Source organism: Pseudomonas sp. L5B5 (assembly GCF_020520285.1).
GTDB lineage: Bacteria > Pseudomonadota > Gammaproteobacteria > Pseudomonadales > Pseudomonadaceae > Aquipseudomonas.
On record NZ_CP084742.1, the window covers coordinates 6631134 to 6656091 of the forward strand.

The following is a 24958-nucleotide window of genomic DNA, read 5'->3' on the forward strand; positions in this document are numbered from 1 at the left end:
GGTCAAATCCTCACTGAACCGCGCCAGCTGGCGTGTTCAACAACACAACAGCAGCCGTCACCAGCAAATTGATCAGGGTCAGCGGCAGGCAGAATTTCCAGCTGAAGTCCATCACCTGGTCATAGCGCGGGCGCGGGATCGAGGCGCGCAGCAGGATGAACAGCATGATGAAGAACGCGGTCTTCAGGGCGAACCAGACGAAGGACAGTTGCGGCAGGATGCCGAACGGACCGTGCCAACCACCGAAGAACAGGGTGACCAGCAGTGCCGAGATCAGGATGATGCCGATGTACTCGCCAACGAAGAACATGCCCCATTTCATGCCGGCGTATTCAATGTGGTAACCGTCGGCCAGTTCCTGTTCCGCTTCCGGCTGGTCGAAGGGGTGACGGTGAGTCACGGCCACGCCAGCGATGAAGAAGGTACAGAAGCCGAAGAACTGCGGAATGATGAACCACAGGTTCTGTGCCTGGTACTCGACGATGTCGCGCATGTTGAACGAACCGACCTGGGCCACGATGCCCATCAGCGCCAGGCCCATGAACACTTCGTAGGACACGGTCTGGGCCGAGGCCCGCAAGCTGCCCAGCAGGGCGAACTTGTTGTTGCTCGACCAGCCGGCGAACAGCACCGCGTAGACCGACAGACCGGCCATGGCGAAGAAGAACAGCAGGCCGATGTTCAGGTCCGCCACGCCCCACGTCGGGGTGATCGGGATGATCGCGAAGGCGATCAGCAAGGCGGACATGGCCACGACCGGCGCCAGGGTGAAGATCACCTTGTCGGCGAACGGTGGGGTCCAGTCTTCCTTGAAGAACATTTTCAGCATGTCGGCGGCGATCTGGAACATGCCGAACGGGCCGACGCGGTTCGGACCGTAACGGTCCTGCCACCAGCCCAGCAGGCGACGTTCGACGAAGCTCAGCAGCGCACCGGCGATGACCACCGCCAGCAGGATCACGATGGCCTTGACGACCGTCAGGATCACGTCGATCACTTCAGGGGTAAACCAACTCATTGCGCCGCCTCCTGCAGACCGTCAACGGAAAAGCCTGCAAACGCCGGAGGAATCCCCGCCAGACCGGCAGGCAGGCCCACCAGGCCAGCTCCCAGCTCTTCGTTGATCCGCAGCGGCAGACGCAGGGTCTGGCCGGCCACGTTCAGCGCGAGCAGGGCACCGTCGTTGACGCCCAGGCGGTCGGCCTCGGACTTGGCCAGTGCCACGTAGGCAGCCGGAATGCGTTCCTGCACCGGAGCGGCTTTCGAAGAGTTCTCTTCGCTGCCGAACAGGTGGTAGAACGGTACGGCCTGCCAGGTGCCCTGGGCCGGGGAGAAGGCCCGCGGTACGCTGGCGAACCAGCTGAGGCGGTCGCCCTGGCTTTCGATCAGGCGCGTACCCGGGTCACCGGCACGCAGGTGGCCGCCGACTTCGTCCTGGAACTTGTTCCAGGCCTGCGGCGAGTTCCAGCCCGGCGACCAGGCGAATGGCACTTGCGAGCGTGGTTCGGCGGAGCCCGAGTAACCTTCCATGGAGTAGGCGAAGGCGGTGTCCGGGTCTTGCGGTGTACGTGGTTCGTGCACGCTCTGGTTGGCGCGCATGGCGGTCCGGCCACTGTAGCGCAGCGGTTCGCGGGCCAGCTTCATGCCCTTGATGCGGAACGCGGCGGACGGCGCGGCATCGACGATGTTGGCCAGTTGCGCGTTGCTCGCGGCACAGGCTGCGGTCACCTGGTCCAGCTGGGTCCAGTCCACCGGCTTGTTCAGCAGGGTGCTGCGCAGGGCATGCAGCCAGCGCCAGCCTTCGTGAACCATGATGCTGGCATCCAGGTACGTCGGATCGAAGACCTGGAAGAAGCGCTGGGCGCGACCTTCCTGGCTGACCAGGGTGCCATCGCCTTCGGCGAAACTCGCTGCGGAAAGCACCAGGTGCGCGCGTTCGACGGTGGCGGTCTGTTGATGATCGGCGACGATCACCACTTTCGCCGCGCTCAGCGCTGCATCCACCTTGGCCGCATCGGTGCGGCTGTAGAGGTCGTTTTCCAGCACCACGAGAGCGTCGGCACGGCCGTCGATCAGCGCTTGCAGGGCTGCGTCCAGGGATTCGCCACCGAGCATGGCCAGGCCGAGGCTGTTGGCCTCTGGCACCACCAGGCTGATGGAACCGGCTTTATCGCGCAGCTTCAGGGCCTTGGCGATGTTGGCCGCGGCTTCGATCAGTGCCTTGGAGCCCAGGGAAGTACCGGAAATGATCAGCGGGCGCTTGGCTGTCAGCAAGGCATCGGCGATGCGCTTGGCCAGTTCCAGGGCTTCGCTGTCCAGGCCTTCCACGGCAGGAGCACTGGCGTCGATGGCGTGGGCCACGGCGAAACCGATGCGTGCCAGGTCGTCTGGAGCGGCGTGTACACACTCCTCGGCCACGTCGTCGAGCTTGGTTTCAGCCAGGCTGGCAATGAACAGCGGGTTCAGCGCGTGCTGGCCGATGTTCTTCACCGCAGCGTCGAGCCAAGGCTGGACGCGCATGGCATCGGCCATTTCCTCGGCCTTGCCCTTGACCGACTGGCGCAGGGCCAGGGCCATGCGAGCGGCAGTCTGGGTCAGGTCTTCGCCAAGGACGAAAACGGCGTCGTGGTCTTCGATCTCGCGCATGTTCGGAACCGGCAGCGGGCTGTCGTTCAGAACCTGCATCACCAGGCGGATGCGCTCCAGCTCGGAGGCTTCGATACCGGAGTAGAAGTGCTCGGCACCCACCAGTTCCTGCAACGCGTAGTTGCTTTCCAAGCTGGCGCGAGGCGAACCGATACCGACGATGTTGCGACCGCGCAGCAGGTCGGCCGCCTGGTCCAGGGCTTGGTCCAGGTTCAGCTGGGTGCCATCGGCCAGGCGTGGCTGGCGTGGGCGGTCCTTGCGGTTGACGTAGCCATAACCGAAGCGGCCACGGTCGCAGAGGAAGTACTGGTTCACCGAGCCGTTGTAGCGGTTCTCGATGCGGCGCAGCTCGCCGTAGCGCTCGCCCGGGGAAATGTTGCAACCGCTGGAGCAGCCATGGCAGATGCTCGGCGAGAACTGCATGTCCCACTTGCGGTTGTAGCGCTCGGAGTGAGTCTTGTCGGTGAACACACCGGTCGGGCAGACCTCGGTGAGGTTGCCGGAGAACTCGCTTTCCAGGGTGCCGTCTTCAACGCGACCGAAGTACACGTTGTCGTGGGCGCCGTAGACGCCCAGGTCGGTGCCCCCGGCGTAGTCCTTGTAGAAGCGTACGCAGCGATAGCAGGCGATGCAGCGGTTCATCTCGTGGGAAATGAACGGGCCGAGGTCCTGGTTCTGGTGGGTACGCTTGGTGAAACGGTAACGGCGCTCGTTGTGGCCGGTCATCACCGTCATGTCCTGCAGGTGGCAGTGACCGCCTTCCTCGCAGACCGGGCAGTCGTGCGGGTGGTTGGTCATCAGCCACTCGACGACACTGGCGCGGAACGCCTTGGATTCTTCATCATCGATGGAGATCCAGGTGTTGTCGGTGGCCGGGGTCATGCAGGACATGACGATACGACCACGGGTGTCGTTCTCGTCGGTGTACTGCTTGACCGCACACTGGCGACAGGCACCGACGCTACCGAGAGCGGGGTGCCAGCAGAAATAAGGGATGTCGAGGCCTAGTGACAGACAAGCCTGTAACAGGTTGTCCGCCCCATCGACTTCGAGCGCTTTGCCGTCTACGTGGATAGTGGCCATGGTTCAAAGTTCTTCGTTGGCCCGGTGTCAGCGGGCGTGGCTAATGGAATCTTGTTATGCGTGCGAATCAACACAGCCGTTAACGGCGTCATCGCACGTCGAGCGCAGGGCACGGACCCTGCGCTCTCATTTAAGCGTTACGCGCCGACTACGATCGGTCGGGCCAGAGGCGGGACAGCGGCGCTGGTGGGCGCGATGCCGGCTTCGAACTCTGGACGGAAATACTTGATGGCGCTGCCCAATGGCTCCACGGCACCCGGTGCGTGAGCACAGAAGGTCTTGCCTGGGCCGAGGAAACCCACCAGACCCAGCAGGGTCTCGATGTCGCCCTGCTGACCCTGGCCGTTCTCCAGGGCCATCAGCAGCTTGACGCTCCATGGCAGGCCATCGCGGCAAGGGGTGCAGAAACCACAGGATTCGCGGGCGAAGAACTGCTCCATGTTGCGCAGCAACGACACCATGTTGATGCTGTCGTCCACCGCCATGGCCAGGCCGGTACCCATGCGGGTGCCCACTTTGGCGATGCCGCCGGCATACATCTGTGCATCCAGGTGTTCTGGCAACAGGAAACCGGTACCGGCGCCACCTGGCTGCCAGCACTTGAGCTTGAAGCCATCGCGCATGCCGCCGGCGTAGTCTTCGAACAGCTCACGTGCGGTCACGCCGAATGGCAACTCCCACAGGCCGGGGTTCTTCACCTTGCCGGAGAAGCCCATCAGCTTGGTGCCGTGGTCTTCGCTGCCTTCGCGGGCCAGGGATTTGTACCACTCCACGCCGTCGCCGATGATCGCCGGCACGTTGCACAGGGTCTCGACGTTGTTCACGCAGGTCGGCTTGCCCCACACGCCCACGGCGGCAGGGAAGGGCGGCTTGGAGCGCGGGTTGGCGCGACGGCCTTCCAGGGAGTTGATCAGTGCGGTTTCTTCACCGCAGATGTACCGCCCGGCGCCGGTGTGGACGAACAGCTCGAAATCGAAGCCGCTGCCCAGGATGTTCTTGCCCAGAAGGCCTGCGGCCTTGGCTTCTTCCACGGCACGACGCAGGTGCTTGGCGGCGGTGGTGTACTCGCCGCGCAGGAAGATGTAGCCACGGTAGGTTTTCAGTGCACGGGCACTGATCAGCATGCCTTCGATCAGCAGATGGGGCAGTTGCTCCATCAGCATGCGGTCCTTCCAGGTGTTGGGCTCCATTTCATCCGCGTTGCACAGCAGGTAGCGGATGTTCATGGATTCGTCTTTGGGCATCAGGCCCCACTTCACGCCGGTGGGGAAGCCCGCACCGCCGCGACCCTTGAGGCCGGCATCCTTGACGGTCTGCACGATGTCGTCCTGGGACAGGTCGGCGAAGGCCTTGCGGGCCGCCGCGTAGCCGTTCTTGGCCTGGTACTCGTCGAGCCATACCGGCTCCCCGTCGTCGCGCAGGCGCCAGGTCAGGGGGTGGGTTTCTGCGCTGCGCTGGATGCGGTTCGCAGGGCCGAAGGATGTCAGGGTCATACGTAGCCCTCCAACAGTTTGGCCACGCCAGCAGGCTGCACGTCGCCGAAAGTGTCGTCGTCGATCATCAGCGCCGGGGCCTTGTCGCAGTTGCCCAGGCAGCACACCGGCAGCAGGGTGAAGCGGCCGTCGCTGGTGGTCTGGCCGAGGCCGATGCCCAGCTCGCTCTGGATCTGGCTGACCACGGATTCATGGCCGCCGATGTAGCAGACCATGCTGTCGCAGACGCGGATGATGTGGCGGCCGACCGGCTGACGGAAGATCTGGCTGTAGAAGGTGGCCACGCCTTCGACATCGCTGGCTGGAATGCCGAGGATCTCGCCGATGGCGTAGACGGCGCCGTCCGGCACCCAGCCACGTTCCTTCTGGACGATCTTCAGGGCTTCGATGGACGCCGCGCGCGGGTCTTCGTAGTGATGCATCTCGTGCTCGATGGCCGAGCGCTCGGTTTCGCTCAGGGCGAAACGGTCTGTCTGGATAAGCGTGCTGTTCATGCTTAGCGGTCCACGTCGGCCATAACGAAGTCGATACTACCCAGGTACGCGATCAAGTCCGCGACCATGCTGCCGCGGATCACCGAAGGGATCTGCTGCAGGTGGGCGAAGCTTGGGGTACGGATCCGGGTGCGGTAGCTCATGGTGCCGCCATCGCTCGTCAGGTAATAACTGTTGATGCCCTTGGTCGCTTCGATCATCTGGAAGGACTCGTTGGCCGGCATGACCGGGCCCCACGAAACCTGCAGGAAGTGGGTGATCAAGGTCTCGATGTGCTGCAGGGTGCGCTCTTTGGGCGGCGGCGTGGTCAGCGGGTGATCCGCCTTGTACGGGCCTTCCGGCATGTTGCGCAGGCACTGGTCGATGATGCGGATACTCTGGCGCATCTCCTCGACACGGACCATGCAGCGATCGTAGGCATCGCCGTTGTGGGCCAGCGGCACTTCGAATTCGAAGTTCTCGTAACCCGAGTATGGACGGGCCTTGCGCAGGTCGAAGTCGCAACCGGTGGAGCGCAGGCCGGCGCCGGTGGTACCCCACTCGAGGGCTTCCTTGGTGTTGTAGGTGGCGACACCGATGGTCCGGCCCTTGAGGATGCTGTTCTGCAGGGCAGCCTTGGTGTACTCGTCGAGGCGCTTGGGCAGCCAGTCGACGAATTCCTTGACCAGCTTGTCCCAGCCGCGCGGCAGGTCGTGGGCCACGCCACCGATGCGGTACCAGGCCGGGTGCAGGCGGAAGCCGGTGATGGCCTCGATGACCTTGTAGGCACGCTGGCGGTCGGTGAAGGTGAAGAACACCGGCGTCATGGCACCGACGTCCTGGATATAGGTGCCCAGGAACAGCAGGTGGCTGGTGATCCGGAAGAACTCGGCCAGCATGATGCGAATGGTGTCGACTTTCTCGGGCACCTTGATGCCGGCCAGTTTCTCTACCGAGAGCACGTACGGAAGGTTGTTCATCACCCCGCCGAGGTAGTCGATGCGGTCGGTGTAGGGGATGAAACTGTGCCAGGACTGGCGCTCGGCCATCTTCTCGGCACCACGGTGGTGGTAGCCGATGTCCGGTACGCAGTCGACGATCTCTTCACCGTCCAGCTGCAGGATGATGCGGAACGCGCCGTGGGCCGAAGGGTGGTTCGGGCCCAGGTTGAGGAACATGTAGTCCTCGTTGGCGCCGGAACGCTTCATGCCCCAGTCCTCTGGACGGAAGCGTGCGGCTTCTTCTTCCAACTGCTGCTTGGCCAGGTTCAGGCTGAAGGGGTCGAATTCGGTGGCACGGGCCGGGAAGTCCTTGCGCAGCGGGTGACCTTCCCAGGTCGGCGGCATCATGATGCGCGAGAGGTGAGGGTGGCCGGCAAAATCGATGCCGAACATATCCCAGACTTCACGTTCGTACCAGTTGGCGTTGGGCCAGATACCGGTCACGGACGGCAGGTTCAGGTCGCCTTCGGACAGGGCCACCTTGATCATCACGTCGCTGTTTCGTTCGATCGACAGCAGGTGGTAGAACACACTGAAGTCGGCACCTGGCAGGCCCTGGCGCTTGGTGCGCAGGCGCTCGTCCACGCCATGCAGGTCATAGAGCATGACGTATGGCTTGGGCAGGTTGCGCAGGAAGGTCAGTACTTCGACGAGCTTGGAGCGCTCGACCCACAGCACCGGCATGCCGGTGCGGGTGGCCTGGGCGGTGAACGCCTCGGGGCCAAAACGGTTATTGAGTTCGACGACCACATCCTGGTCGTCAGCCTTATAAGGCGGGATGTACAGAGCACTGCCTGTAGTCATGGTTTTTTATCGCTTTCGGTCAACGTAAAGAGTGAAGCCAGTGTCGTTTCTTGGTTAAGAACAGATCTGGATCAGACTTCGTCAGGGCTGCGCAGGTTGGTGACCTGAATACGCTGTTCGCGGCGCGCTTCCTTTTGCGACGGCATTTCGGCGCGATACACGCCTTGATCACCGACGACCCAGGACAGTGGGCGACGCTCCTGGCCAATCGACTCCTGCAAAAGCATCAAGCCTTGCAGGAACGCTTCAGGGCGGGGCGGGCAGCCAGGTACGTAGACGTCCACGGGCAGGAACTTGTCCACCCCCTGAACTACGGAGTAGATGTCGTACATGCCGCCGGAGTTGGCGCACGAACCCATGGAGATAACCCATTTTGGCTCGAGCATTTGCTCATAGAGACGCTGGATGATCGGCGCCATCTTGATGAAGCAGGTACCGGCGATAACCATGAAGTCCGCCTGACGCGGCGATGCCCGGATAACCTCGGCGCCAAAGCGCGCGATGTCGTGGGGCGCCGTGAAGGCAGTGGTCATTTCCACGTAGCAGCAGGACAGGCCGAAGTTGTACGGCCACAGGGAGTTCTTACGCCCCCAGTTGACCGCGCCGTTCAGCACGTCTTCCAGCTTGCCCATGAAGATGTTTTTGTGGACCTGATCCTCTAACGGATCGGAAACGGTTTCCCGTTCGCCGATCGGGTACTGGTCGTTAGGAGCATCCGGGTCGATCCTGGTGAGATTGTATTGCATTGCCAAAGCCTCATTGTTTTAGCTTCGCCTGCCGCTTACGACGACCTTCCGGAGCCCAGTCAAGAGCCCCCACTCGCCAAAGGTAGACAAGACCTGCCAACAGAATTGCTATGAAAACGAGAGCTTCGACGAATCCGGTCCAGCCGCTTTCGCGGACGGACACAGACCAGGCAAAGAGAAAGAGGGCTTCGATATCGAAGATCACGAAGAGCATCGCGACCAGATAGAATTTGGCTGAGAACCGCAAGCGGGCGCCACCGGTAGGTAGCATGCCGGACTCGAACGGTTCGTTCTTGCTGCGGCCCCAGGCTTTTGACCCGAGGAGGCTGGAGAGGCCGAGCATGAAGGCGCATAGGCCGACAACACCCAGAAGGAAAATGGCAAAGCCCCAGTTGTGGGCCATGAGTCCTGTCGCTTCGGGCATGCTGGTAATCCTTAACAGAGAGCAAGAGTCTCTGAGCTTGATAAAGAAATAACGCAGTGACGATATGTCGCAGTGCAATCAATCGCGCTGATTTTATGGCTAAACAACGGGCAAGTAAAATTTCTGAAGCGAAATTGTTTATCGTAATAAGGACATAGCTCACCTTCGCAGTCCCGCAAGCCGCGGCCTGCGGGCATTAGCGGAGGTTTTGTTAATTATGTTTTGTTTCTGCTGTAACGAAATTCGCAATATCTAAATGATAATCAATATTGTTTGGGGGTTGTTTTAAACTGCTTTCCTTCGGGGCGTGGGAAAGTTGCTTGTTATATCCCTGTTACTGCAAGTAGCAGGGGCGCACCTTTTAACCTGTTTCCTCGTCGAGGACACCGCTCTGGATCAATGTTTTGCCGATTTTTCGTGCGCTCGGCTGCGGTACCGGGTCGCGAGAGGGGGCGGGATAAGCGGCGACAGGGGGATGGCGTGTCACCGTGCCAGGCTCGAGGTGGTGGGGGCAGGCAAAAAAAACGCCCCGAACCAGTCGGGGCGTCAGATTTACAGCAATGCAGTTGTTCTTACCGGTCCTGCATTGGCCGCTCGATCAGGTGTAGTACCTGAATCAGTGGAACTGCTCTTCTTCGGTGGAGCCGGTCAGGGCGGTTACCGAGGATTTGCCACCCTGGATCACGGTGGTCATGTCGTCGAAGTAGCCGGTACCCACTTCCTGCTGGTGCGCAACGAAGGTGTAGCCTTTGGATGCGTCGGCGAATTCCTGCTCCTGCAGCTTCACGTAGGCGGTCATGTCGTTGCGGGCGTAGTCGTGCGCCAGGTTGAACATGCCGTGCCACATGTTGTGGATGCCGGCCAGGGTGATGAACTGGTGCTTGTAGCCCATTGCCGACAGTTCGCGCTGGAACTTGGCGATGGTGGCGTCGTCCAGGTTCTTCTTCCAGTTGAAGGAAGGCGAGCAGTTGTACGACAGGATCTGGTCCGGGTACTCCTTCTTGATCGCTTCGGCGAAGCGGCGGGCTTCGTCCAGATCCGGCTTGGCGGTTTCGCACCAGATCAGGTCGGCGTATGGCGCGTAAGCCAGGCCACGGGCGATGGCTTGATCCAGGCCGGCGCGGACTTTGTAGAAGCCTTCCGGTGTACGGTCGCCGACCACGAATGGCTGGTCGTACGGGTCGCAGTCGCTGGTCAGCAGGTCAGCGGCGTTGGCGTCGGTACGGGCCAGGATGATGGTCGGTACGCCAGCAACGTCGGCTGCCAGGCGGGCAGCGCTCAGCTTCTGCACGGCTTCCTGGGTGGGTACCAGTACCTTGCCGCCCATGTGGCCGCATTTTTTAACCGAGGCCAGCTGGTCTTCGAAGTGAACGCCGGCAGCGCCTGCCTCGATCATGTTCTTCATCAGCTCGTAGGCGTTCAGCACGCCGCCGAAACCGGCTTCGGCGTCAGCCACGATTGGAGCGAAGTAGTCGATGTAGCCGTCGTCGCCCGGGTTCTTGCCGGCTTTCCACTGGATCTGGTCGGCGCGACGGAACGAGTTGTTGATGCGCTTGACCACGGTTGGAACCGAGTCCACCGGGTACAGCGACTGGTCTGGGTACATGGATTCAGCGGAGTTGTTGTCCGCAGCCACTTGCCAGCCGGACAGGTAGATGGCCTGGATGCCAGCCTTGACCTGTTGAACAGCCTGGCCGCCGGTCAGGGCGCCCATGCAGTTGACGAAATCTTTTTCCGGACGGAAGGATGGGTGAGCACCCTTGGTGATCAGGTTCCACAGTTTCTCGGCACCCATGCGGGCCAGGGTGTGCTCTGGCTGAACGGAACCACGCAGGCGAACGACATCGGCGGCGGTGTAGGTACGGGTCACGCCTTTCCAGCGCGGGTTTTCGGCCCAGTCTTTTTCGAGGGCTGCAATTTGCTGTTCGCGTGTCAGTGCCATGGAGATAAACCTCGTCGCATAGGTCTTGGTGGAAAATTCCTGCTCCGCCGATTACGCAGGTTCTGAAAAAGTGCGTAGTGGGCTGCTCGCTGACCAGAGGCTAGGTGCTCAAGTCGAACTTGGCGGGAATTGCGACGGATGAACGATGGGCTCGAGGGGAGAGTGAGCAGGTGGAGGCCAGCTGCAGGGAGCGTCCGGGCGTCGTGGGCCTTTTCGCGTTCCTTCAGTGTGTTGCCGATCTACCTAGTTACGCTTCCGTCCCTCGGGACAACTTCGTTCCAGTCGCAATCTCGTCAAGCGCGCCTTGTGGGCGGTACAGACACGAATCGGCTCAGGTGGGTAGGTTAGAGCAGCGATCCGAAGGCCCTTGCCAGGGCCCCTGATTAGCGGGAGCGAGGCCATCATGCCCGCGCTTTTTTAGCTCGTCAAATGTTTTGTAGTGCTTTTTTTGTGGCACTACATCTTTGGTCTAAGACGACTAATCAGTCAGTTTTTGGTGCTTTGGTCCAGTGCCTCGACCTTGACCCGCAAAGTCATGTCATCCCGCCCCTGAGTCGAGTAGCTGCGGCTCTGGCTCAGTTTATCGGCCTGGGTCTGGCGATTGACGCCCGCTAGGGTAATCCACTCGCCGAGTCGGCCGCTGACCGTTGTGTCGGTGCTTTGCACGTTCACTACATCGGGACGTTCCTGGCTCATTCGGTCACGGTTTGTGCTGATGCTCAGGTGCACGGTCTCGCCGGTGACGCTGGCGGTCACATAGAAGCCCTGGGTGACGTTGCGGTACTGGGTCTGGTTCTGCAGACGGCCATAGGTGTCGGTCTGGGTAGTGGTCAGGGGCACGCTCTGGCCGACCTGGATCAGCGCCGGCACGCCTTCGCTGGCCTGGACTTGCTGGATGCCACCGTCGCGGCTCTCGGTGCTGCGATTGATGATGCGTGTCTGCGGTGCGCCGTTGACGGTGTAGCCCTGATTGTCCTGGAAGTTGTTCTCGTTGGTGTCGACGGTGATCAGCAGGCGCTTGGCTGCGGTGTCCAGTTGGGCGATGAAGGCCCGCAGTTCGGCAATCTTGTCCGGCTCGGCGTTGACGATCAGTTGGTTGCCATAGGCGCTGACCTTGCCGTCCTTGCCGAGGAAGTTCTGCGCCACCGGCAGCAGGTCGGCGCTGGTGCGGTTGTTCAGGGGCACGATTTCGGTGGCTGCCATGACCGAGCAGCCAAAGGTCAGCAGCAGCGTCGTGAGCAAGGTGCGTAGGGACATATCCGTTATCTCCGCGAATAGCTGGCGTAAAGCCTCGAGTTTGACACTTTGTCGGCTTTGGGTGGGGCAAGTTGAATCCTAGACGGCAAAACGCCCCGCCATCCTGGTCCTGGGCCTGTTGGCGCAGGGGATGGCGGGGCGCTTGCATTGCTCGCCGGATGAACGAGCGGTCAGGCGCCGCGCACCATGTCGACGTGGGGGATGCCCGCCTCGAGGAATTCCTCGCTGACGATGGAGAAGCCCAGGCGCTCATAGAATGGCGTGGCCTGGACCTGGGCGCTGAGCATCTGCTGTTTCAGGCCGCGCTTTTCGGCCTCGTCGATCACTGCACGCATCAGGGCGTCGCCGACCTTCAGGCCGCGCCAGTCCTTGAGTACCGAAACCCGGCCAACATGGCCATCGGGCAGCAGGCGTGCGGTACCGATGGCGAAGTCGCCTTCGAAAGCCAGGAAGTGCACGGCACCGTTGTCGTCCGAATCCCACTCCAGTTCAGGTGGAACCGATTGTTCGGCAATGAATACCGCTTCACGAATGCGCCGGATCTCGGCGTTATCCTTTTGCCAGTCTGCGACACGTACGTGAATCTTATTCATCGGCAAATCCCAGGCTCCCTTGCTTGACCAGTTCGCACAGCAGGCCGCGCCCGTCGTCATCCGCCAGCCAGGGGCCGAGGTTGTCGATGTGCAGCGCATCGGCGGCGCAAATCATTTTCAACAGCTCGCGCAGTTTACCGGGAAGCAGGCGGCTTTGACCGCTGGCAAACAGTAACAAGTCATCATCCACTTCGGACCAGGCCAGGCGCGCGCTCGGGTTGCGAATCAGTACCGCGCCCTGTTCCAGGCTATCCAGCAAGTCTTCCTCGGGCATGGCTTCCGGGCCTGCCACCAACTCGGGGTAGCGTGGTTCGGTCATGAACTGGCCGAACCAGGTCAGCAGCAGGCGCTCGTCACCCATGTGCTCGGCCAGCAGCCCCTTGAGGCGGTCGAGGGCATCGTGCTGGATCTGGTGCGGGTCGGCGACAGGTTGTGCGTCGGCGTCGGTGTAGCGCTCTTCGTCGGGCAGGAACTGGCTGAGGAAGTCGGTGAAGTGGGTCAGTACTTCGGCGGCGCTTGGTGCGCGAAAGCCTACCGAGTAGGTCATGCAGTCGTTGACCGCGATACCGTAGTGGGCCAGGCGCGGCGGCAGGTAGAGCATGTCGCCCGGCTCGAGGACCCAGCTTTCGGTTTCTTCGAATTCGGCGAGGATGCGCAGGTCCGCGTGCTGCATCAACGGGCTTTCGGAGTCGCACATCTGGCCGATCTTCCAGTTGCGCTTGCCATGCCCCTGCAGCAGGAACACATCGTAGTTGTCGAAGTGCGGGCCGACGTTACCGCCTGGCGCGGCGAAGCTGATCATCACATCGTCGATGCGCCAGCTGGGCAGGAAGCGGAACTGCTCCAGCAACTCGGCGACTTCCGGCACGAACTGGTCCACGGCCTGGACCAGCAGGGTCCAGTCGCGCTCCGGCAGTTTGCTGAACTCGTCTTCGGCAAACGGGCCGCGACGCAGCTCCCAGGGGCGCTCGCCGTTCTCGATGACCAGGCGCGATTCGACTTCTTCTTCCAGGGCCAGGCCGGCCAGTTCGTCGGCGTCGATCGGGCTTTGGAAGTCAGGCATGGCCTGGCGCACCAACAGCGGTTTCTTCTGCCAGTAGTCACGCAGGAATTCCCGTGCGGTGAGGCCGCCCAGAAGTTGCAGAGGAGTATCAGGATTCATGTGTAACCTATTGAAAAAATGTATTTTTCTACCAGGAATAAAAACGCCCGGCGCGGCCGGGCGTCAACAGCTCAGGCGCTACTTCAGATGCGCCTGGCCTGGGCCGCGGCATTACCGATGTAGCTGGCCGGGGTGAGCTGTTTCAGCTCGGCCTTGGCCGCGGCAGGCATGTCCAGCCCGTCGATGAAAGTCTGCAGCGCCTCGGGGCTGATGCCCTTGCCGCGCGTCAGTTCCTTGAGTTTTTCGTAAGGATTTTCGATGTTGTAGCGACGCATCACTGTCTGGATCGGTTCGGCCAGCACTTCCCAGCAGGCGTCCAGGTCCTCGGCGATCTTCTGGGCGTTGAGTTCCAGCTTGCTGATGCCCTTGAGGCTGGCCTCGTAGGCGATCACGCTGTGGGCGAAACCGACGCCCAGGTTGCGCAGCACGGTGGAGTCGGTCAGGTCGCGCTGCCAGCGGGAGATTGGCAGCTTGCTGGCCAGGTGCTGGAACAGCGCGTTGGCGATGCCGAGGTTACCTTCGGAGTTCTCGAAGTCGATCGGGTTGACCTTGTGCGGCATGGTCGAGGAGCCGATTTCACCCGCGATGGTCTTCTGCTTGAAGTAGCCCAGGGAGATGTAGCCCCAGATGTCGCGGTCGAAGTCGATCAGGATGGTGTTGAAGCGCGCGATGGCGTCGAACAGTTCGGCAATGTAGTCGTGCGGTTCGATCTGCGTGGTGTAGGGGTTGAAGGCCAGGCCCAGTTCGTCTTCGATGAAGGCGCGGGCGTTGGCTTCCCAGTCGATGTCCGGGTAGGCCGACAGGTGAGCGTTGTAGTTGCCCACGGCACCGTTGATCTTGCCCAGCAGCGGGACGGCTGCGACCTGGGTGATCTGGCGCTCCAGGCGGTACACCACGTTGGCCAGTTCCTTGCCCAGGGTGGTCGGCGACGCCGGCTGGCCGTGGGTGCGCGAGAGCATCGGTACTTCGGCGAAGCGAATGGCCAGCTCGCGGATGGCATTGGCGATCTGGCGCATCAGCGGCAGCAGCACTTCATCACGGCCTTCACGCAGCATCAGGGCGTGGGACAGGTTGTTGATGTCCTCGCTGGTGCAGGCGAAGTGGATGAATTCACTGACGTTGGCCAGCTCAGGCAGCTTGGCGGCTTGTTCCTTGAGCAGGTACTCGATGGCCTTGACGTCGTGGTTGGTGGTGCGCTCGATTTCCTTGACGCGCTCGGCGTGCTCGAGGGCGAAGTTTTCCGCCAGGGTGTTGAGCACGGCGTTGGCTTCGGCGGTGAACGCCGGGACTTCGCTGATGGCGCTGTGGGCCGCCAGGCGCTGGAGCCAGCGTACCTCGACGAGGGCGCGAGCACGGATCAGGCCGTATTCGCTGAAAATGGGGCGCAGGGCCTGGGTTTTGCCGGCGTAGCGGCCGTCAACAGGGGAAACCGCAGTGAGCGAAGAGAGCTGCATGGGGTGTTCTCGGACAGTCGGGCAACGAAATGGGGCGCGTATCATACATGAAAATATCCGCCGGTCCGTTGCCAACTGACCAGCGTCTTACGCGCAGCTCTTGAAAAAAGCGGGTAGCGCGAGCGCAGCTCAGCTGCTGCGCATCAATGGATAGAGTTCCTTGAGCAATTTGCGCCGGCTGATCACCAGTTGCCAGCGATGGCCGCCCAACTGCCGCCAAAGGCGTGCCGAACGAATGCCGGCCAGTAGCAGGGCACGGATCTTCGAGGCGTTGCTGGGCTGCTGCAGGTTGCGCATGTCGCCATGTACCTGGATGCGCTGGCGCAGGGTGCTCAGGGTGTCCTGATACAGCCCGCCGCACGCGGCGATGACGTTTTCATGGGCCGGGCCGAAGTGTTCCACCTGGGACTGGATCTGCGGCAGGCGCTTGCCGATGGTGTCCAGCAGGTCGTCGCGCTTGGCCAGCTGGCGCTCCAGCCCGAGCATCGACAGGGCATAGCGCAGGGGCTCGCGCTGCAGGGTGCTGGGGTCGCGCTCCAGGGCGCCGATCAGGGCCCGGTAGCCTTCGCGCAGGTTGATGTCGTCGCCGCCGTAGACCTCCAGGGTGTCCTTCGGGTCGCGGATCAGCAGGCTGCCGAGCATGCAGCTCAGGGCGGCCTCGCTGACCTGTCCGGTCTTGGCGATCCGGTCCACCAGCACGGCGGCCAGGAACACGCCGCCCAGGGCCGTCAGTTGCTCCTGAGTCGGGCTCATGGACGGGCGTCCTTGCTGCTCCAGGGTTCGGCCACTTCGATCACGCCGCCACCGAGGCAGATCTCGCCGTCGTAGAACACCACGGACTGACCGGGCGTCACGGCGCGCTGCGGGTCGTCGAAGGTCGCGCGGTAGCCGCTGGGGGTCAGCTCCAGGGTGCAGGGCTGGTCGCTCTGGCGGTAGCGCACCTTGGCGGTGAGGCGCCGGGGCTGGCTCAGGTCGACGGGGTTGACCCAATAGATGTCGGATGCCAGCAGGGCGCGGGAGAACAGCCACGGGTGATCATTGCCCTGGCCGACGATCAGCTCGTTATGTTCCAGGTCCTTGAACAGCACGTACCAGGGCTCGTCGCCGGCGTCTTTCAGGCCGCCGATGCCCAGGCCCTGGCGCTGGCCGATGGTGTGGTACATCAGGCCGTGATGGCGACCGATGACTTCACCTTCGGTGGTCTTGATCTCGCCGGGCTGGGCCGGCAGGTACTGCTTGAGGAAGTCGCTGAAGCGCCGTTCACCGATAAAACAGATGCCGGTGGAGTCTTTCTTCTTTGCCGTGGCCAGATCGTGTTTCTCGGCAATCGCGCGCACTTCGGGTTTTTCCAGCTCGCCGACCGGGAACAGGGTCTTGGCGATCTGTTCACCACCCACGGCATGCAGGAAGTAGCTCTGGTCCTTGTTCGGGTCCAGGCCCTTGAGCAGTTCGGTGCGGCCATCGATGTCGCGGCGGCGCACATAGTGGCCGGTGGCGATCAGGTCGGCGCCGAGCATCATGGCGTAGTCGAGGAACGCCTTGAACTTGATTTCGCGGTTGCACAGGATGTCCGGGTTCGGCGTGCGGCCAGCCTTGTATTCTTCCAGGAAGTGCTCGAACACGTTGTCCCAGTACTCGGCGGCGAAGTTGGCGGTGTGCAGCTTGATGCCGAGCTTGTCGCAGACGGCCTGGGCATCGGCCAGGTCGTCCATGGCGGTGCAGTATTCGGTTCCGTCGTCTTCCTCCCAGTTCTTCATGAACAGGCCTTCCACCTGGTAACCCTGCTCCATCAGCAGGAGGGCGGAAACGGAAGAATCCACGCCGCCGGACATGCCGACAATGACGCGCTTCTTTTGGGTGTCAGAAGGGGCTGGATCACGCATAGGAATTCAACGGGTGTCTTGAAAAAGGACGCGATTCTAACAGGCTGAGGCCTGCAAGGCTAAAACTGCGGTTAAAGCGACGGACGGATCAGCGCCAGGCTGTGCAGTTGGCCGTCCAGATAATCGTCCAGGCACTGCAGGATCAGCTCGCTGCGCCAGTGGGGTCGTTGCTCCAGCAACTGGTCGCGACTCAGCCAGCGCGGGCCGATGATGCCGTCATCCAGTTGATAGTCCGGATGGTGGCGCAGCGGCTTGGCGGCAAAGCACACGCGCTGGTAGGTCACGCCGTTGCTGGGGGCGGTGTAGAGGTAGATGCCCACTACGCCGGTCAATTCCACGTCCCAGCCGGTTTCCTCGAGGGTCTCGCGCACGGCTGCCTGGAGCAGGCTCTCGTTGGCGTCCAGGTGTCCGGCGGGTTGATTGAGCACTGCCTGTTCGCCCTGGTACTCCTCGACGAACAGGAATCGTCCCTGGTCCTCGACGACAGTTGCGACGGTGATATGGGGTTGCCATTCCATGGATAAGGCTCCGTGTTGAGTGGGCGACCATCATAAATCGAACACCCATTCCTGTAGGAGCGAAGCTTGCTCGCGATGAAGGTCGCGCGTTTCGCTTGGCCCATCGCGGCCCCTTGTCGCAAGCAAGGGTGTTGTACAGAAAGCACAAACCCCGGCGCGGGGCCGGGGTTTGCATTACAGCGGTACGACTTAAACCAGTGCAGCGATAGCCGCGTTGAGCGTGGCGCTCGGACGCATGGCCTTGCTCACCAGCTCAGGGTTGGCGCTGTAGTAGCCGCCGATGTCCACGGGCTTGCCCTGTACGGTGTTGAGCTCGGCGACGATGGTCGCTTCGTTCTCGGCCAGGGTCTTGGCCAGGGTGCTGAACTGCGCTTGCAGGGCAGTGTCCTCGGTCTGGGTAGCCAGGGCCTGTGCCCAGTACAGCGCCAGGTAGAAGTGGCTGCCGCGGTTGTCGATGTTGCCGACTTTGCGCGATGGCGACTTGTTGTTGTCCAGGAACTGACCGGTGGCCTGGTCCAGGGTCTTGGCCAGTACCAGGGCTTTCGGGTTGTTGTAGGTGTTGCCCAGGTGCTCCAGGGAAGCGGCCAGGGCCAGGAACTCGCCCAGGGAGTCCCAGCGCAGGAAGTTCTCTTCCAGCAGTTGCTGCACGTGCTTCGGCGCCGAGCCGCCAGCGCCGGTTTCGAACAGGCCGCCACCGTTCATTAGCGGTACGATCGACAGCATCTTGGCACTGGTGCCCAGTTCCATGATCGGGAACAGGTCGGTCAGGTAGTCGCGCAGGACGTTGCCGGTCACCGAGATGGTGTCCTTGCCGTCGCGGGTGCGGGCCAGGGTGAACTTCATGGCTTCAACCGGAGACATGATGCGGATGTCCAGGTCGCTGGTGTCGTGATCCTTCAGGTAGGCCTGAACTTTCTCGATCATCACGCCGTCGTGGGCGCGCATCGGGTCCAGCCAGAAAATGGCCGGGGTGCTGCTGGCGCGAGCACGGTTGACCGCCAGCTTGACCCAATCCTGGATCGGCGCGTCCTTGGTCTGGCACATGCGGAAGATGTCGCCGGCTTCGACTTTCTGCTCCAGCAGCAGGCTGCCTTTGCCGTCGGTGACGCGAACCACGCCGTCAGCCTTGATTTCGAAGGTCTTGTCGTGGGAGCCGTACTCTTCGGCTTTTTTCGCCATCAGGCCAACGTTCGGCACGCTGCCCATGGTGGTCGGATCGAACGCGCCATTGGCTTTGCAGTCTTCGATCACAGCCTGGTAGATGGTGGCGTAGCAACGGTCCGGGATCACGGCCTTGGTGTCGTGCAGCTGGCCGTCGGTGCCCCACATCTTGCCGGAGTCACGGATCATGGCTGGCATCGAGGCGTCGACGATCACGTCGCTCGGCACGTGCAGGTTGGTGATGCCCTTGTCAGAGTTGACCATGGCCAGGGCAGGGCGGGCTGCGTAGACGGCCTGGATGTCAGCTTCGATGGCGGCTTGCTGGTCGGCCGGCAGGGCCTTGATGCGGGCGTACAGGTCGCCGATGCCGTTGTTCAGGTTGAAGCCGATTTCCTGCAGCACGGCAGCGTGCTTGCTCAGGGCGTCCTGATAGAACTCGGCAACGATCTGGCCGAACATGATCGGGTCGGAGACTTTCATCATGGTGGCCTTCAGGTGTACCGAGAGCAGTACGCCTTGTTGCTTGGCGCTTTCGATTTCGGCAGCGATGAAGGCGCGCAGGGCCTTTTTGCTCATCACGGCGCAATCGAGGATCTCACCGGCTTGCACGGTGGTCTTTTCCTTCAGGACGGTGGCAGTGCCGTCCTGGGCGATCAGCTCGATCTTGACGCTGTCGGCTGCTTCGATCAGGGCGGCTTTTTCGCTGCCGTAGAAGTCGCCGTTGCTCATGTGGGCAACGTGGGACTTGGAGTCCTTGGCCCAGGCGCCCATCTTGTGCGGGTGCTTGCGTGCGTAGTTCTTCACCGACAGCGGTGCGCGGCGGTCGGAGTTACCTTCACGCAGGACCGGGTTCACGGCGCTGCCCTTGACCTTGTCGTAGCGGGCCTTGGCGTCTTTGTCGGCGTCGCTGGCGACGGTCTCGGGGTAGTCCGGCAGGGCATAACCCTGGGCCTGCAGTTCCTTGATCGCGGCTTGCAGTTGCGGTACCGAGGCGCTGATGTTCGGCAGCTTGATGATGTTGGCTTGCGGGGTGACCGCCAGCTCGCCCAGTTCGGCGAGGTGATCCGGCACCGCTTTGGCGCCCAGCTGCTCGGGGAAACTGGCGAGAATACGCCCAGCCAGGGAGATGTCGCGGGTTTCCACGGCGATATCAGCCGAAGCGGTGAAGGCTTCTACGATAGGCAGCAGGGAATAGGTGGCGAGGGCCGGGGCTTCGTCGGTGAAGGTATAGATGATCTTCGAGCGGGTGGGCATATTCGGATTAACTCTCTTCTTTGCTAAAGCGTGCGCAGAAACTCGAGGTGCGCCGGGTAAGCGCTTTCGTTCAAAGGTCGTCCATGAGCCGAATGTCGAGATTTCTTCGCGGTGATGTTGGGTGCATCAGTCGAGCGTCAAGCGGGTGGGTTGCGGTAACAACCCGGCTTTGGGCGGCCAGTCTCGGCTAGTCTTTTTCCGGTAGCAGAGCGTTCGGCCGTCGTGACTCTGTGGTCAGCGGCGGCATTATACATAGGTAGCTGGCAAAACGCCGATGCTTCATAGGCGCAGGCGCTCGTCCATTGGTCTAAAGGTCGCAGGCAGGGCCGCGGCGTAGAGTCGGCGCCAGTGCTTGAGTTTGGCACTTTTCCCTTTGCTTTCAGGCTTGTAGGCCGCGTGTTGCAACGCTTTCGCGGCATATGGGTGGAACATGAGGTTCCCGTCCAGATTCAACTGGGTTACGCTCGAATGCAGCCAGATGTTCAATCCACACAACGGAGTTCAGCATGGGATACAAGAAGATTCAGGTTCCAGCAGTCGGCGACAAAATCACCGTCAACGCAGACCATTCTCTCAATGTTCCTAACAACCCGATTATTCCTTTCATCGAAGGCGACGGTATTGGCGTTGATATCAGCCCGGTCATGATCAAGGTTGTCGATGCTGCAGTGAAAAAAGCCTACGGCGGCGACCGCAAGATTTCCTGGATGGAAGTGTATGCCGGGGAAAAAGCGACTCAAGTGTACGACCAGGACACCTGGCTGCCTCAGGAAACCCTGGATGCGGTGAAAGACTACGTGGTTTCCATCAAGGGCCCGCTGACCACGCCGGTCGGTGGTGGCATCCGTTCCCTGAACGTGGCCCTGCGTCAGCAGCTCGATCTTTATGTGTGCCTGCGCCCGGTGCGCTGGTTCGAAGGCGTGCCCAGCCCGGTGAAGAAGCCTGGTGATGTGGACATGACCATCTTCCGTGAAAATTCCGAGGACATTTACGCCGGTATCGAGTGGAAAGCCGGTTCGGCAGAAGCCACCAAGGTCATCAAGTTCCTTAAAGAGGAAATGGGTGTCACCAAGATCCGTTTCGATGAAAACTGCGGCATCGGCGTCAAGCCGGTTTCCTTGCAGGGCACCAAGCGTCTGGCGCGCAAAGCGCTGCAATACGTAGTGGATAACGATCGTGACTCGCTGACCATCGTGCACAAAGGCAACATCATGAAGTTCACCGAAGGTGCCTTCAAGGAATGGGCCTATGAAGTGGCGGCCGAAGAGTTCGGCGCGACCCTGCTGGACGGTGGCCCGTGGATGCAGTTCAAGAACCCGAAAACCGGCAAGAACGTCATCGTCAAGGATGCCATCGCCGACGCCATGCTCCAGCAGATCCTGCTGCGCCCGGCCGAATACGATGTGATCGCAACCCTCAACCTCAATGGTGACTACCTGTCTGACGCCCTGGCGGCGGAAGTCGGTGGTATTGGTATCGCTCCAGGTGCCAACCTGTCCGACACCGTGGCCATGTTCGAAGCCACCCACGGTACCGCACCCAAGTATGCCGGCAAGGACCAGGTCAACCCGGGCTCGCTGATTCTCTCCGCGGAGATGATGCTGCGTCACATGGGCTGGGCCGAAGCGGCGGACTTGATCATCAAGGGCACCAACGGCGCCATCTCGGCCAAGACCGTGACCTATGACTTCGAACGCCTGATGGAGGGTGCAACCCTGTTGTCTTCCTCGGCCTTCGGTGATGCCCTGATCTCGCACATGTAAGCCGCATCACGCACAAAACAAACCGGCCGATTCAATCCCTTGAATCGGCCGGTTTTTTCATGACTGGATGTTGGGTAATTCAGCTCAAGGCGCTTTCTTGCAGGGCCTCGGCGGCAAGGATTTCTCCGGGCGCCTTCAGGGAGCTTATCTTGACCGCATGCAGCCCCTTGGGTCCTTGGATGATCTCGAAGCTCACGGCCTGTCCGGCTTTCAAGGTCTTGTAGCCATCCATTTCGATGGCCGAGTAATGAGCAAACAGATCGTCGCTCTTACCCTCCTCATTAATAAAGCCGTAACCCTTGGCATTGTTGAACCACTTGACCTTACCGCTAGCCATACTCATATCCCTCTGCAACAGACTCCATCACTGGAGTATCATCCAGTTCATCCACCGTCGAACCTGGTAAAAAGGTTGACGCCTTGGACGTTTATTACCCAATGTGGGCCCTATTGGTTGTAACACCGTTTTGCCGATAGTCAAGGTGACCCGGCGGTCGGAGTTGAATTCCATCCAGGGCGCCCCCACCACTGTATTTGCACAACTGACGAACCTTCTTTCCATGCATGCAATCAGCCAGATTCGACTAACATTCAATCAGGATCGACCGGACTTGCACGACGACGATTCCGCTGGCTTGGCGGTACAGGAGGCCAAGCCTGCGCTACAGGCGCCGCCGATGTACAAGGTGGTTTTGTTCAACGATGACTACACCCCGATGGATTTCGTCGTCGAAGTGCTCGAGTTGTTTTTTAACCTGAATCGCGAGCTGGCGACCAAGGTCATGCTGGCCGTCCATACCGAAGGGCGGGCAGTATGTGGTTTGTTTACCCGCGACATCGCCGAGACCAAGGCCATGCAGGTCAATCAGTACGCCAGGGAAAGCCAGCATCCGCTACTCTGTGAAATCGAGAAGGACGGTTAACGCCGACCACTTGGGTATGAGGTGAAGCTATGTTAAACCGCGAGCTCGAAGTCACCCTCAATCTCGCCTTCAAGGAGGCTCGTTCGAAGCGTCATGAGTTCATGACCGTCGAGCACCTTCTGTTGGCTCTTTTGGATAATGAGGCCGCCGCAACTGTTCTCCGTGCCTGCGGAGCAAACCTCGACAAGCTCAAGCATGACCTGCAGGAGTTCATCGACTCCACCACGCCATTGATTCCCGTGCACGATGAAGACCGTGAGACTCAGCCAACCCTGGGCTTCCAGCGTGTGCTGCAGCGCGCTGTGTTTCATGTGCAGAGCTCAGGCAAGCGTGAAGTCACCGGTGCCAATGTGCTGGTGGCGATCTTCAGCGAGCAGGAGAGCCAGGCCGTGTTCCTGCTGAAGCAGCAGAGCGTTGCCCGCATCGACGTGGTCAACTACATCGCCCATGGCATCTCCAAGGTGCCCGGGCATGGTGATCATTCCGAGGGTGAACAGGAAATGCAGGACGAGGAGGGTGGTGAGTCGTCCTCTTCGGGCAATCCCCTGGATGCCTATGCCAGCAATCTCAACGAACTGGCCCGGCAGGGGCGCATCGATCCGCTGGTTGGGCGCGAGCACGAGGTCGAGCGCGTGGCGCAGATCCTCGCTCGCCGACGCAAGAACAACCCTCTGCTGGTGGGTGAGGCCGGCGTAGGCAAGACCGCGATTGCCGAAGGCCTGGCCAAACGCATCGTCGATAACCAGGTGCCCGACCTGCTGACCAGCAGCGTGGTCTACTCCCTGGATCTCGGAGCCCTGCTGGCCGGTACCAAGTACCGTGGCGACTTCGAGAAGCGTTTCAAGGCGCTTCTGGGCGAGCTGAAGAAGCGTCCGCAGGCGATCCTGTTCATTGACGAGATCCATACCATCATCGGCGCCGGTGCGGCTTCCGGCGGAGTGATGGATGCATCGAATCTGCTCAAGCCATTGCTGTCCTCGGGTGACATTCGTTGCATCGGCTCGACCACCTTCCAGGAGTTTCGTGGCATTTTCGAGAAGGATCGGGCCCTGGCTCGGCGCTTCCAGAAGGTCGATGTCACCGAGCCTTCGGTCGAGGACACCATCGGCATCCTGCGCGGACTCAAGCCACGTTTCGAGCAGCACCACGGCATCGAATACAGCGATGAAGCCCTGCGTGCCGCAGCGGAGCTGGCCTCGCGCTACATCAACGACCGGCATATGCCGGACAAGGCCATCGATGTCATCGACGAGGCGGGCGCCTACCAGCGCCTGCAGCCGGCCGAGAAGCGCGTCAAGCGCATCGAAGTGCCTCAGGTCGAGGATATCGTGGCGAAAATCGCGCGTATTCCGCCAAAGCACGTCACCAGTTCCGACAAGGAGCTGCTGCGCAACCTCGAGCGCGATCTCAAGTTGACCGTGTTCGGCCAGGATGCGGCGATCGATTCGCTGGCGACTGCGATCAAGTTGTCCCGGGCTGGCCTCAAATCACCGGACAAGCCGGTTGGTTCGTTCCTGTTTGCCGGTCCTACCGGCGTCGGCAAGACCGAAGCGGCGCGGCAGTTGGCCAAGGCCATGGGGATCGAGCTGGTGCGTTTCGACATGTCCGAGTACATGGAGCGGCATACCGTGTCGCGCCTGATCGGTGCGCCTCCCGGTTATGTCGGTTTCGACCAGGGCGGCCTGTTGACCGAGGCGATCACCAAGCAACCGCATTGCGTGCTGCTGCTCGATGAAATCGAGAAGGCTCACCCGGAAGTCTTCAACCTGCTGTTGCAGGTGATGGATCACGGCACCCTGACCGACAACAACGGGCGCAAGGCGGACTTCCGCAACGTGATCGTCATCATGACCACCAACGCTGGAGCCGAGACCGCGGCACGCGCCTCCATCGGCTTCACTCATCAGGATCATTCTTCCGATGCCATGGAAGTGATCAAGAAGAGCTTCACGCCGGAGTTCCGCAACCGCCTGGATACCATTATCCAGTTCGGTCGTCTGAGCCACGAAGTGATCAAGAGCGTGGTGGACAAGTTCCTTACCGAGCTTCAAGCGCAGCTGGAAGACAAGCGCGTGCAGTTGGAGGTGACCGATGCCGCCCGCAGCTGGCTGGCGGCCGGTGGTTACGACGTGGCCATGGGCGCCCGCCCGATGGCGCGTCTGATCCAGGACAAGATCAAGCGTCCTCTGGCCGAGGAGATCCTGTTCGGCGAGTTGTCCGACCATGGCGGTGTGGTGCACATCGACATCAAGGATGGCGAGTTGACCTTCGATTTCGAGACCACGGCGGAAATGGCCTGATATCGCAAGCCTCGTAGAAACGCCAAAGGCACCGAAAGGTGCCTTTGTGCTATCTGGGGGCTTGAAACCTGGCCGCGG

Annotated in this window: 20 protein-coding genes; 3 read left to right on the plus strand and 17 right to left on the minus strand. The window is 61.3% G+C overall.

Annotation, left to right across the window (positions count from 1 at the left end; translation table 11 throughout):
- Positions 1-10: 10 nt before the first annotated feature.
- From nuoH to LGQ10_RS30575, 16 genes are all read right to left on the minus strand, one after another.
- Entirely contained in the window at positions 11-1018 is a 1008-nt protein-coding gene (gene nuoH, locus LGQ10_RS30500; protein ID WP_060840137.1) for an NADH-quinone oxidoreductase subunit NuoH, read from the minus strand.
- Positions 1015-3729, minus strand: coding sequence for an NADH-quinone oxidoreductase subunit NuoG (nuoG, locus tag LGQ10_RS30505; protein WP_226524131.1), 2715 nt, complete (start codon positions 3727-3729; stop codon positions 1015-1017). Before nuoG ends, nuoH begins: the two co-directional genes overlap by 4 nt.
- Before the next feature lie 137 nt (positions 3730-3866).
- The gene (nuoF, locus tag LGQ10_RS30510; protein WP_226524132.1) at positions 3867-5222 is read right to left on the minus strand and encodes an NADH-quinone oxidoreductase subunit NuoF; all 1356 of its coding nucleotides are present in this window, start codon (positions 5220-5222) and stop codon (positions 3867-3869) included.
- The gene (gene nuoE, locus LGQ10_RS30515) at positions 5219-5716 is read right to left on the minus strand and encodes an NADH-quinone oxidoreductase subunit NuoE (RefSeq protein ID WP_161757446.1); all 498 of its coding nucleotides are present in this window, start codon (positions 5714-5716) and stop codon (positions 5219-5221) included. The genes nuoF and nuoE overlap by 4 nt, the downstream gene beginning before the upstream one ends.
- Positions 5717-5718: 2 nt before the next feature.
- The gene (gene nuoC / locus LGQ10_RS30520) at positions 5719-7500 is read right to left on the minus strand and encodes an NADH-quinone oxidoreductase subunit C/D (protein ID WP_226524133.1); all 1782 of its coding nucleotides are present in this window, start codon (positions 7498-7500) and stop codon (positions 5719-5721) included.
- A 71-nt stretch (positions 7501-7571) separates the two neighbouring features.
- Positions 7572-8246, minus strand: a complete 675-nt coding sequence (locus tag LGQ10_RS30525) for a NuoB/complex I 20 kDa subunit family protein (RefSeq protein WP_058434080.1) — start codon at positions 8244-8246, stop codon at positions 7572-7574.
- 10 nt (positions 8247-8256) lie between these two features.
- Positions 8257-8670 (minus strand): NADH-quinone oxidoreductase subunit A, encoded by a 414-nt coding sequence (locus LGQ10_RS30530; RefSeq protein WP_058434079.1) that lies wholly within the window; start codon positions 8668-8670, stop codon positions 8257-8259.
- Between the two features lie 616 nt (positions 8671-9286).
- Complete coding sequence (gene aceA, locus LGQ10_RS30535) at positions 9287-10612, minus strand: isocitrate lyase (protein ID WP_226524134.1); 1326 nt, start codon at positions 10610-10612, stop codon at positions 9287-9289.
- A gap of 486 nt (positions 10613-11098) precedes the next feature.
- Entirely contained in the window at positions 11099-11869 is a 771-nt protein-coding gene (locus LGQ10_RS30540) for a secretin N-terminal domain-containing protein (protein WP_226524135.1), read from the minus strand.
- 170 nt (positions 11870-12039) lie between these two features.
- Positions 12040-12462: a GNAT family N-acetyltransferase gene (locus LGQ10_RS30545; protein WP_022639642.1), complete on the minus strand. Its 423-nt coding sequence runs from the start codon at positions 12460-12462 to the stop codon at positions 12040-12042.
- Positions 12455-13624, minus strand: a complete 1170-nt coding sequence (locus LGQ10_RS30550) for a cupin domain-containing protein (protein ID WP_058434075.1) — start codon at positions 13622-13624, stop codon at positions 12455-12457. The genes LGQ10_RS30545 and LGQ10_RS30550 overlap by 8 nt, the downstream gene beginning before the upstream one ends.
- A gap of 83 nt (positions 13625-13707) precedes the next feature.
- Positions 13708-15078: an adenylosuccinate lyase gene (purB, locus tag LGQ10_RS30555; RefSeq protein ID WP_226524136.1), complete on the minus strand. Its 1371-nt coding sequence runs from the start codon at positions 15076-15078 to the stop codon at positions 13708-13710.
- A 129-nt stretch (positions 15079-15207) separates the two neighbouring features.
- Positions 15208-15831 carry a high frequency lysogenization protein HflD gene (gene hflD, locus LGQ10_RS30560; RefSeq protein WP_058434073.1) on the minus strand — a complete coding sequence of 208 codons (624 nt, stop codon included), beginning with the start codon at positions 15829-15831 and terminating at the stop codon, positions 15208-15210.
- A complete protein-coding gene (mnmA, locus tag LGQ10_RS30565; RefSeq protein ID WP_226524137.1) occupies positions 15828-16961 on the minus strand; it encodes a tRNA 2-thiouridine(34) synthase MnmA in 1134 nt (377 codons plus the stop codon). Before mnmA ends, hflD begins: the two co-directional genes overlap by 4 nt.
- Positions 16962-17032: 71 nt before the next feature.
- Positions 17033-17479, minus strand: a complete 447-nt coding sequence (locus tag LGQ10_RS30570; protein WP_058434071.1) for an NUDIX hydrolase — start codon at positions 17477-17479, stop codon at positions 17033-17035.
- A gap of 189 nt (positions 17480-17668) precedes the next feature.
- On the minus strand, positions 17669-19894 hold the full coding sequence (locus LGQ10_RS30575; RefSeq protein ID WP_226524138.1) for an NADP-dependent isocitrate dehydrogenase: 2226 nt from the start codon (positions 19892-19894) through the stop codon (positions 17669-17671).
- A 506-nt stretch (positions 19895-20400) separates the two neighbouring features.
- On the opposite strand from LGQ10_RS30575, the gene icd reads away from it, so the two are divergent.
- Positions 20401-21657, plus strand: a complete 1257-nt coding sequence (gene icd, locus LGQ10_RS30580; RefSeq protein ID WP_226524139.1) for an NADP-dependent isocitrate dehydrogenase — start codon at positions 20401-20403, stop codon at positions 21655-21657.
- A 79-nt stretch (positions 21658-21736) separates the two neighbouring features.
- On the opposite strand, the gene cspD is transcribed toward icd, so the two are convergent.
- Positions 21737-21994, minus strand: a complete 258-nt coding sequence (gene cspD / locus LGQ10_RS30585; RefSeq protein WP_058434082.1) for a cold shock domain-containing protein CspD — start codon at positions 21992-21994, stop codon at positions 21737-21739.
- Between the two features lie 223 nt (positions 21995-22217).
- Here cspD and clpS point away from each other — a divergent pair, with 223 nt between their 5' ends.
- Together clpS and clpA are read left to right on the plus strand one after the other, a co-directional pair.
- Positions 22218-22580: an ATP-dependent Clp protease adapter ClpS gene (gene clpS / locus LGQ10_RS30590; RefSeq protein ID WP_058434067.1), complete on the plus strand. Its 363-nt coding sequence runs from the start codon at positions 22218-22220 to the stop codon at positions 22578-22580.
- Positions 22581-22609: 29 nt separating this feature from the next.
- Positions 22610-24880, plus strand: a complete 2271-nt coding sequence (gene clpA / locus LGQ10_RS30595; RefSeq protein WP_226524140.1) for an ATP-dependent Clp protease ATP-binding subunit ClpA — start codon at positions 22610-22612, stop codon at positions 24878-24880.
- The last annotated feature ends 78 nt before the right edge of the window (positions 24881-24958 follow it).

Excerpts from the sequence above, each read along its gene's own strand:
- aceA (WP_226524134.1), bottom strand. The coding sequence starts at position 10,612 with ATGGCACTGACACGCGAACAGCAAATTGCAGCCCTCGAAAAAGACTGG.
- LGQ10_RS30570 (WP_058434071.1), bottom strand. The coding sequence starts at position 17,479 with ATGGAATGGCAACCCCATATCACCGTCGCAACTGTCGTCGAGGACCAG.
- icd (WP_226524139.1), top strand. The coding sequence starts at position 20,401 with ATGGGATACAAGAAGATTCAGGTTCCAGCAGTCGGCGACAAAATCACC.
- nuoC (WP_226524133.1), bottom strand. The coding sequence starts at position 7,500 with ATGACTACAGGCAGTGCTCTGTACATCCCGCCTTATAAGGCTGACGAC.
- LGQ10_RS30540 (WP_226524135.1), bottom strand. The coding sequence starts at position 11,869 with ATGTCCCTACGCACCTTGCTCACGACGCTGCTGCTGACCTTTGGCTGC.
- LGQ10_RS30525 (WP_058434080.1), bottom strand. The coding sequence starts at position 8,246 with ATGCAATACAATCTCACCAGGATCGACCCGGATGCTCCTAACGACCAG.
- nuoE (WP_161757446.1), bottom strand. The coding sequence starts at position 5,716 with ATGAACAGCACGCTTATCCAGACAGACCGTTTCGCCCTGAGCGAAACC.
- purB (WP_226524136.1), bottom strand. The coding sequence starts at position 15,078 with ATGCAGCTCTCTTCGCTCACTGCGGTTTCCCCTGTTGACGGCCGCTAC.
- mnmA (WP_226524137.1), bottom strand. The coding sequence starts at position 16,961 with ATGCGTGATCCAGCCCCTTCTGACACCCAAAAGAAGCGCGTCATTGTC.
- clpS (WP_058434067.1), top strand. The coding sequence starts at position 22,218 with ATGCATGCAATCAGCCAGATTCGACTAACATTCAATCAGGATCGACCG.
- hflD (WP_058434073.1), bottom strand. The coding sequence starts at position 15,831 with ATGAGCCCGACTCAGGAGCAACTGACGGCCCTGGGCGGCGTGTTCCTG.
- LGQ10_RS30530 (WP_058434079.1), bottom strand. The coding sequence starts at position 8,670 with ATGCCCGAAGCGACAGGACTCATGGCCCACAACTGGGGCTTTGCCATT.
- nuoH (WP_060840137.1), bottom strand. The coding sequence starts at position 1,018 with ATGAGTTGGTTTACCCCTGAAGTGATCGACGTGATCCTGACGGTCGTC.
- clpA (WP_226524140.1), top strand. The coding sequence starts at position 22,610 with ATGTTAAACCGCGAGCTCGAAGTCACCCTCAATCTCGCCTTCAAGGAG.
- nuoG (WP_226524131.1), bottom strand. The coding sequence starts at position 3,729 with ATGGCCACTATCCACGTAGACGGCAAAGCGCTCGAAGTCGATGGGGCG.
- nuoF (WP_226524132.1), bottom strand. The coding sequence starts at position 5,222 with ATGACCCTGACATCCTTCGGCCCTGCGAACCGCATCCAGCGCAGCGCA.
- cspD (WP_058434082.1), bottom strand. The coding sequence starts at position 21,994 with ATGGCTAGCGGTAAGGTCAAGTGGTTCAACAATGCCAAGGGTTACGGC.
- LGQ10_RS30545 (WP_022639642.1), bottom strand. The coding sequence starts at position 12,462 with ATGAATAAGATTCACGTACGTGTCGCAGACTGGCAAAAGGATAACGCC.
- LGQ10_RS30550 (WP_058434075.1), bottom strand. The coding sequence starts at position 13,624 with ATGAATCCTGATACTCCTCTGCAACTTCTGGGCGGCCTCACCGCACGG.
- LGQ10_RS30575 (WP_226524138.1), bottom strand. The coding sequence starts at position 19,894 with ATGCCCACCCGCTCGAAGATCATCTATACCTTCACCGACGAAGCCCCG.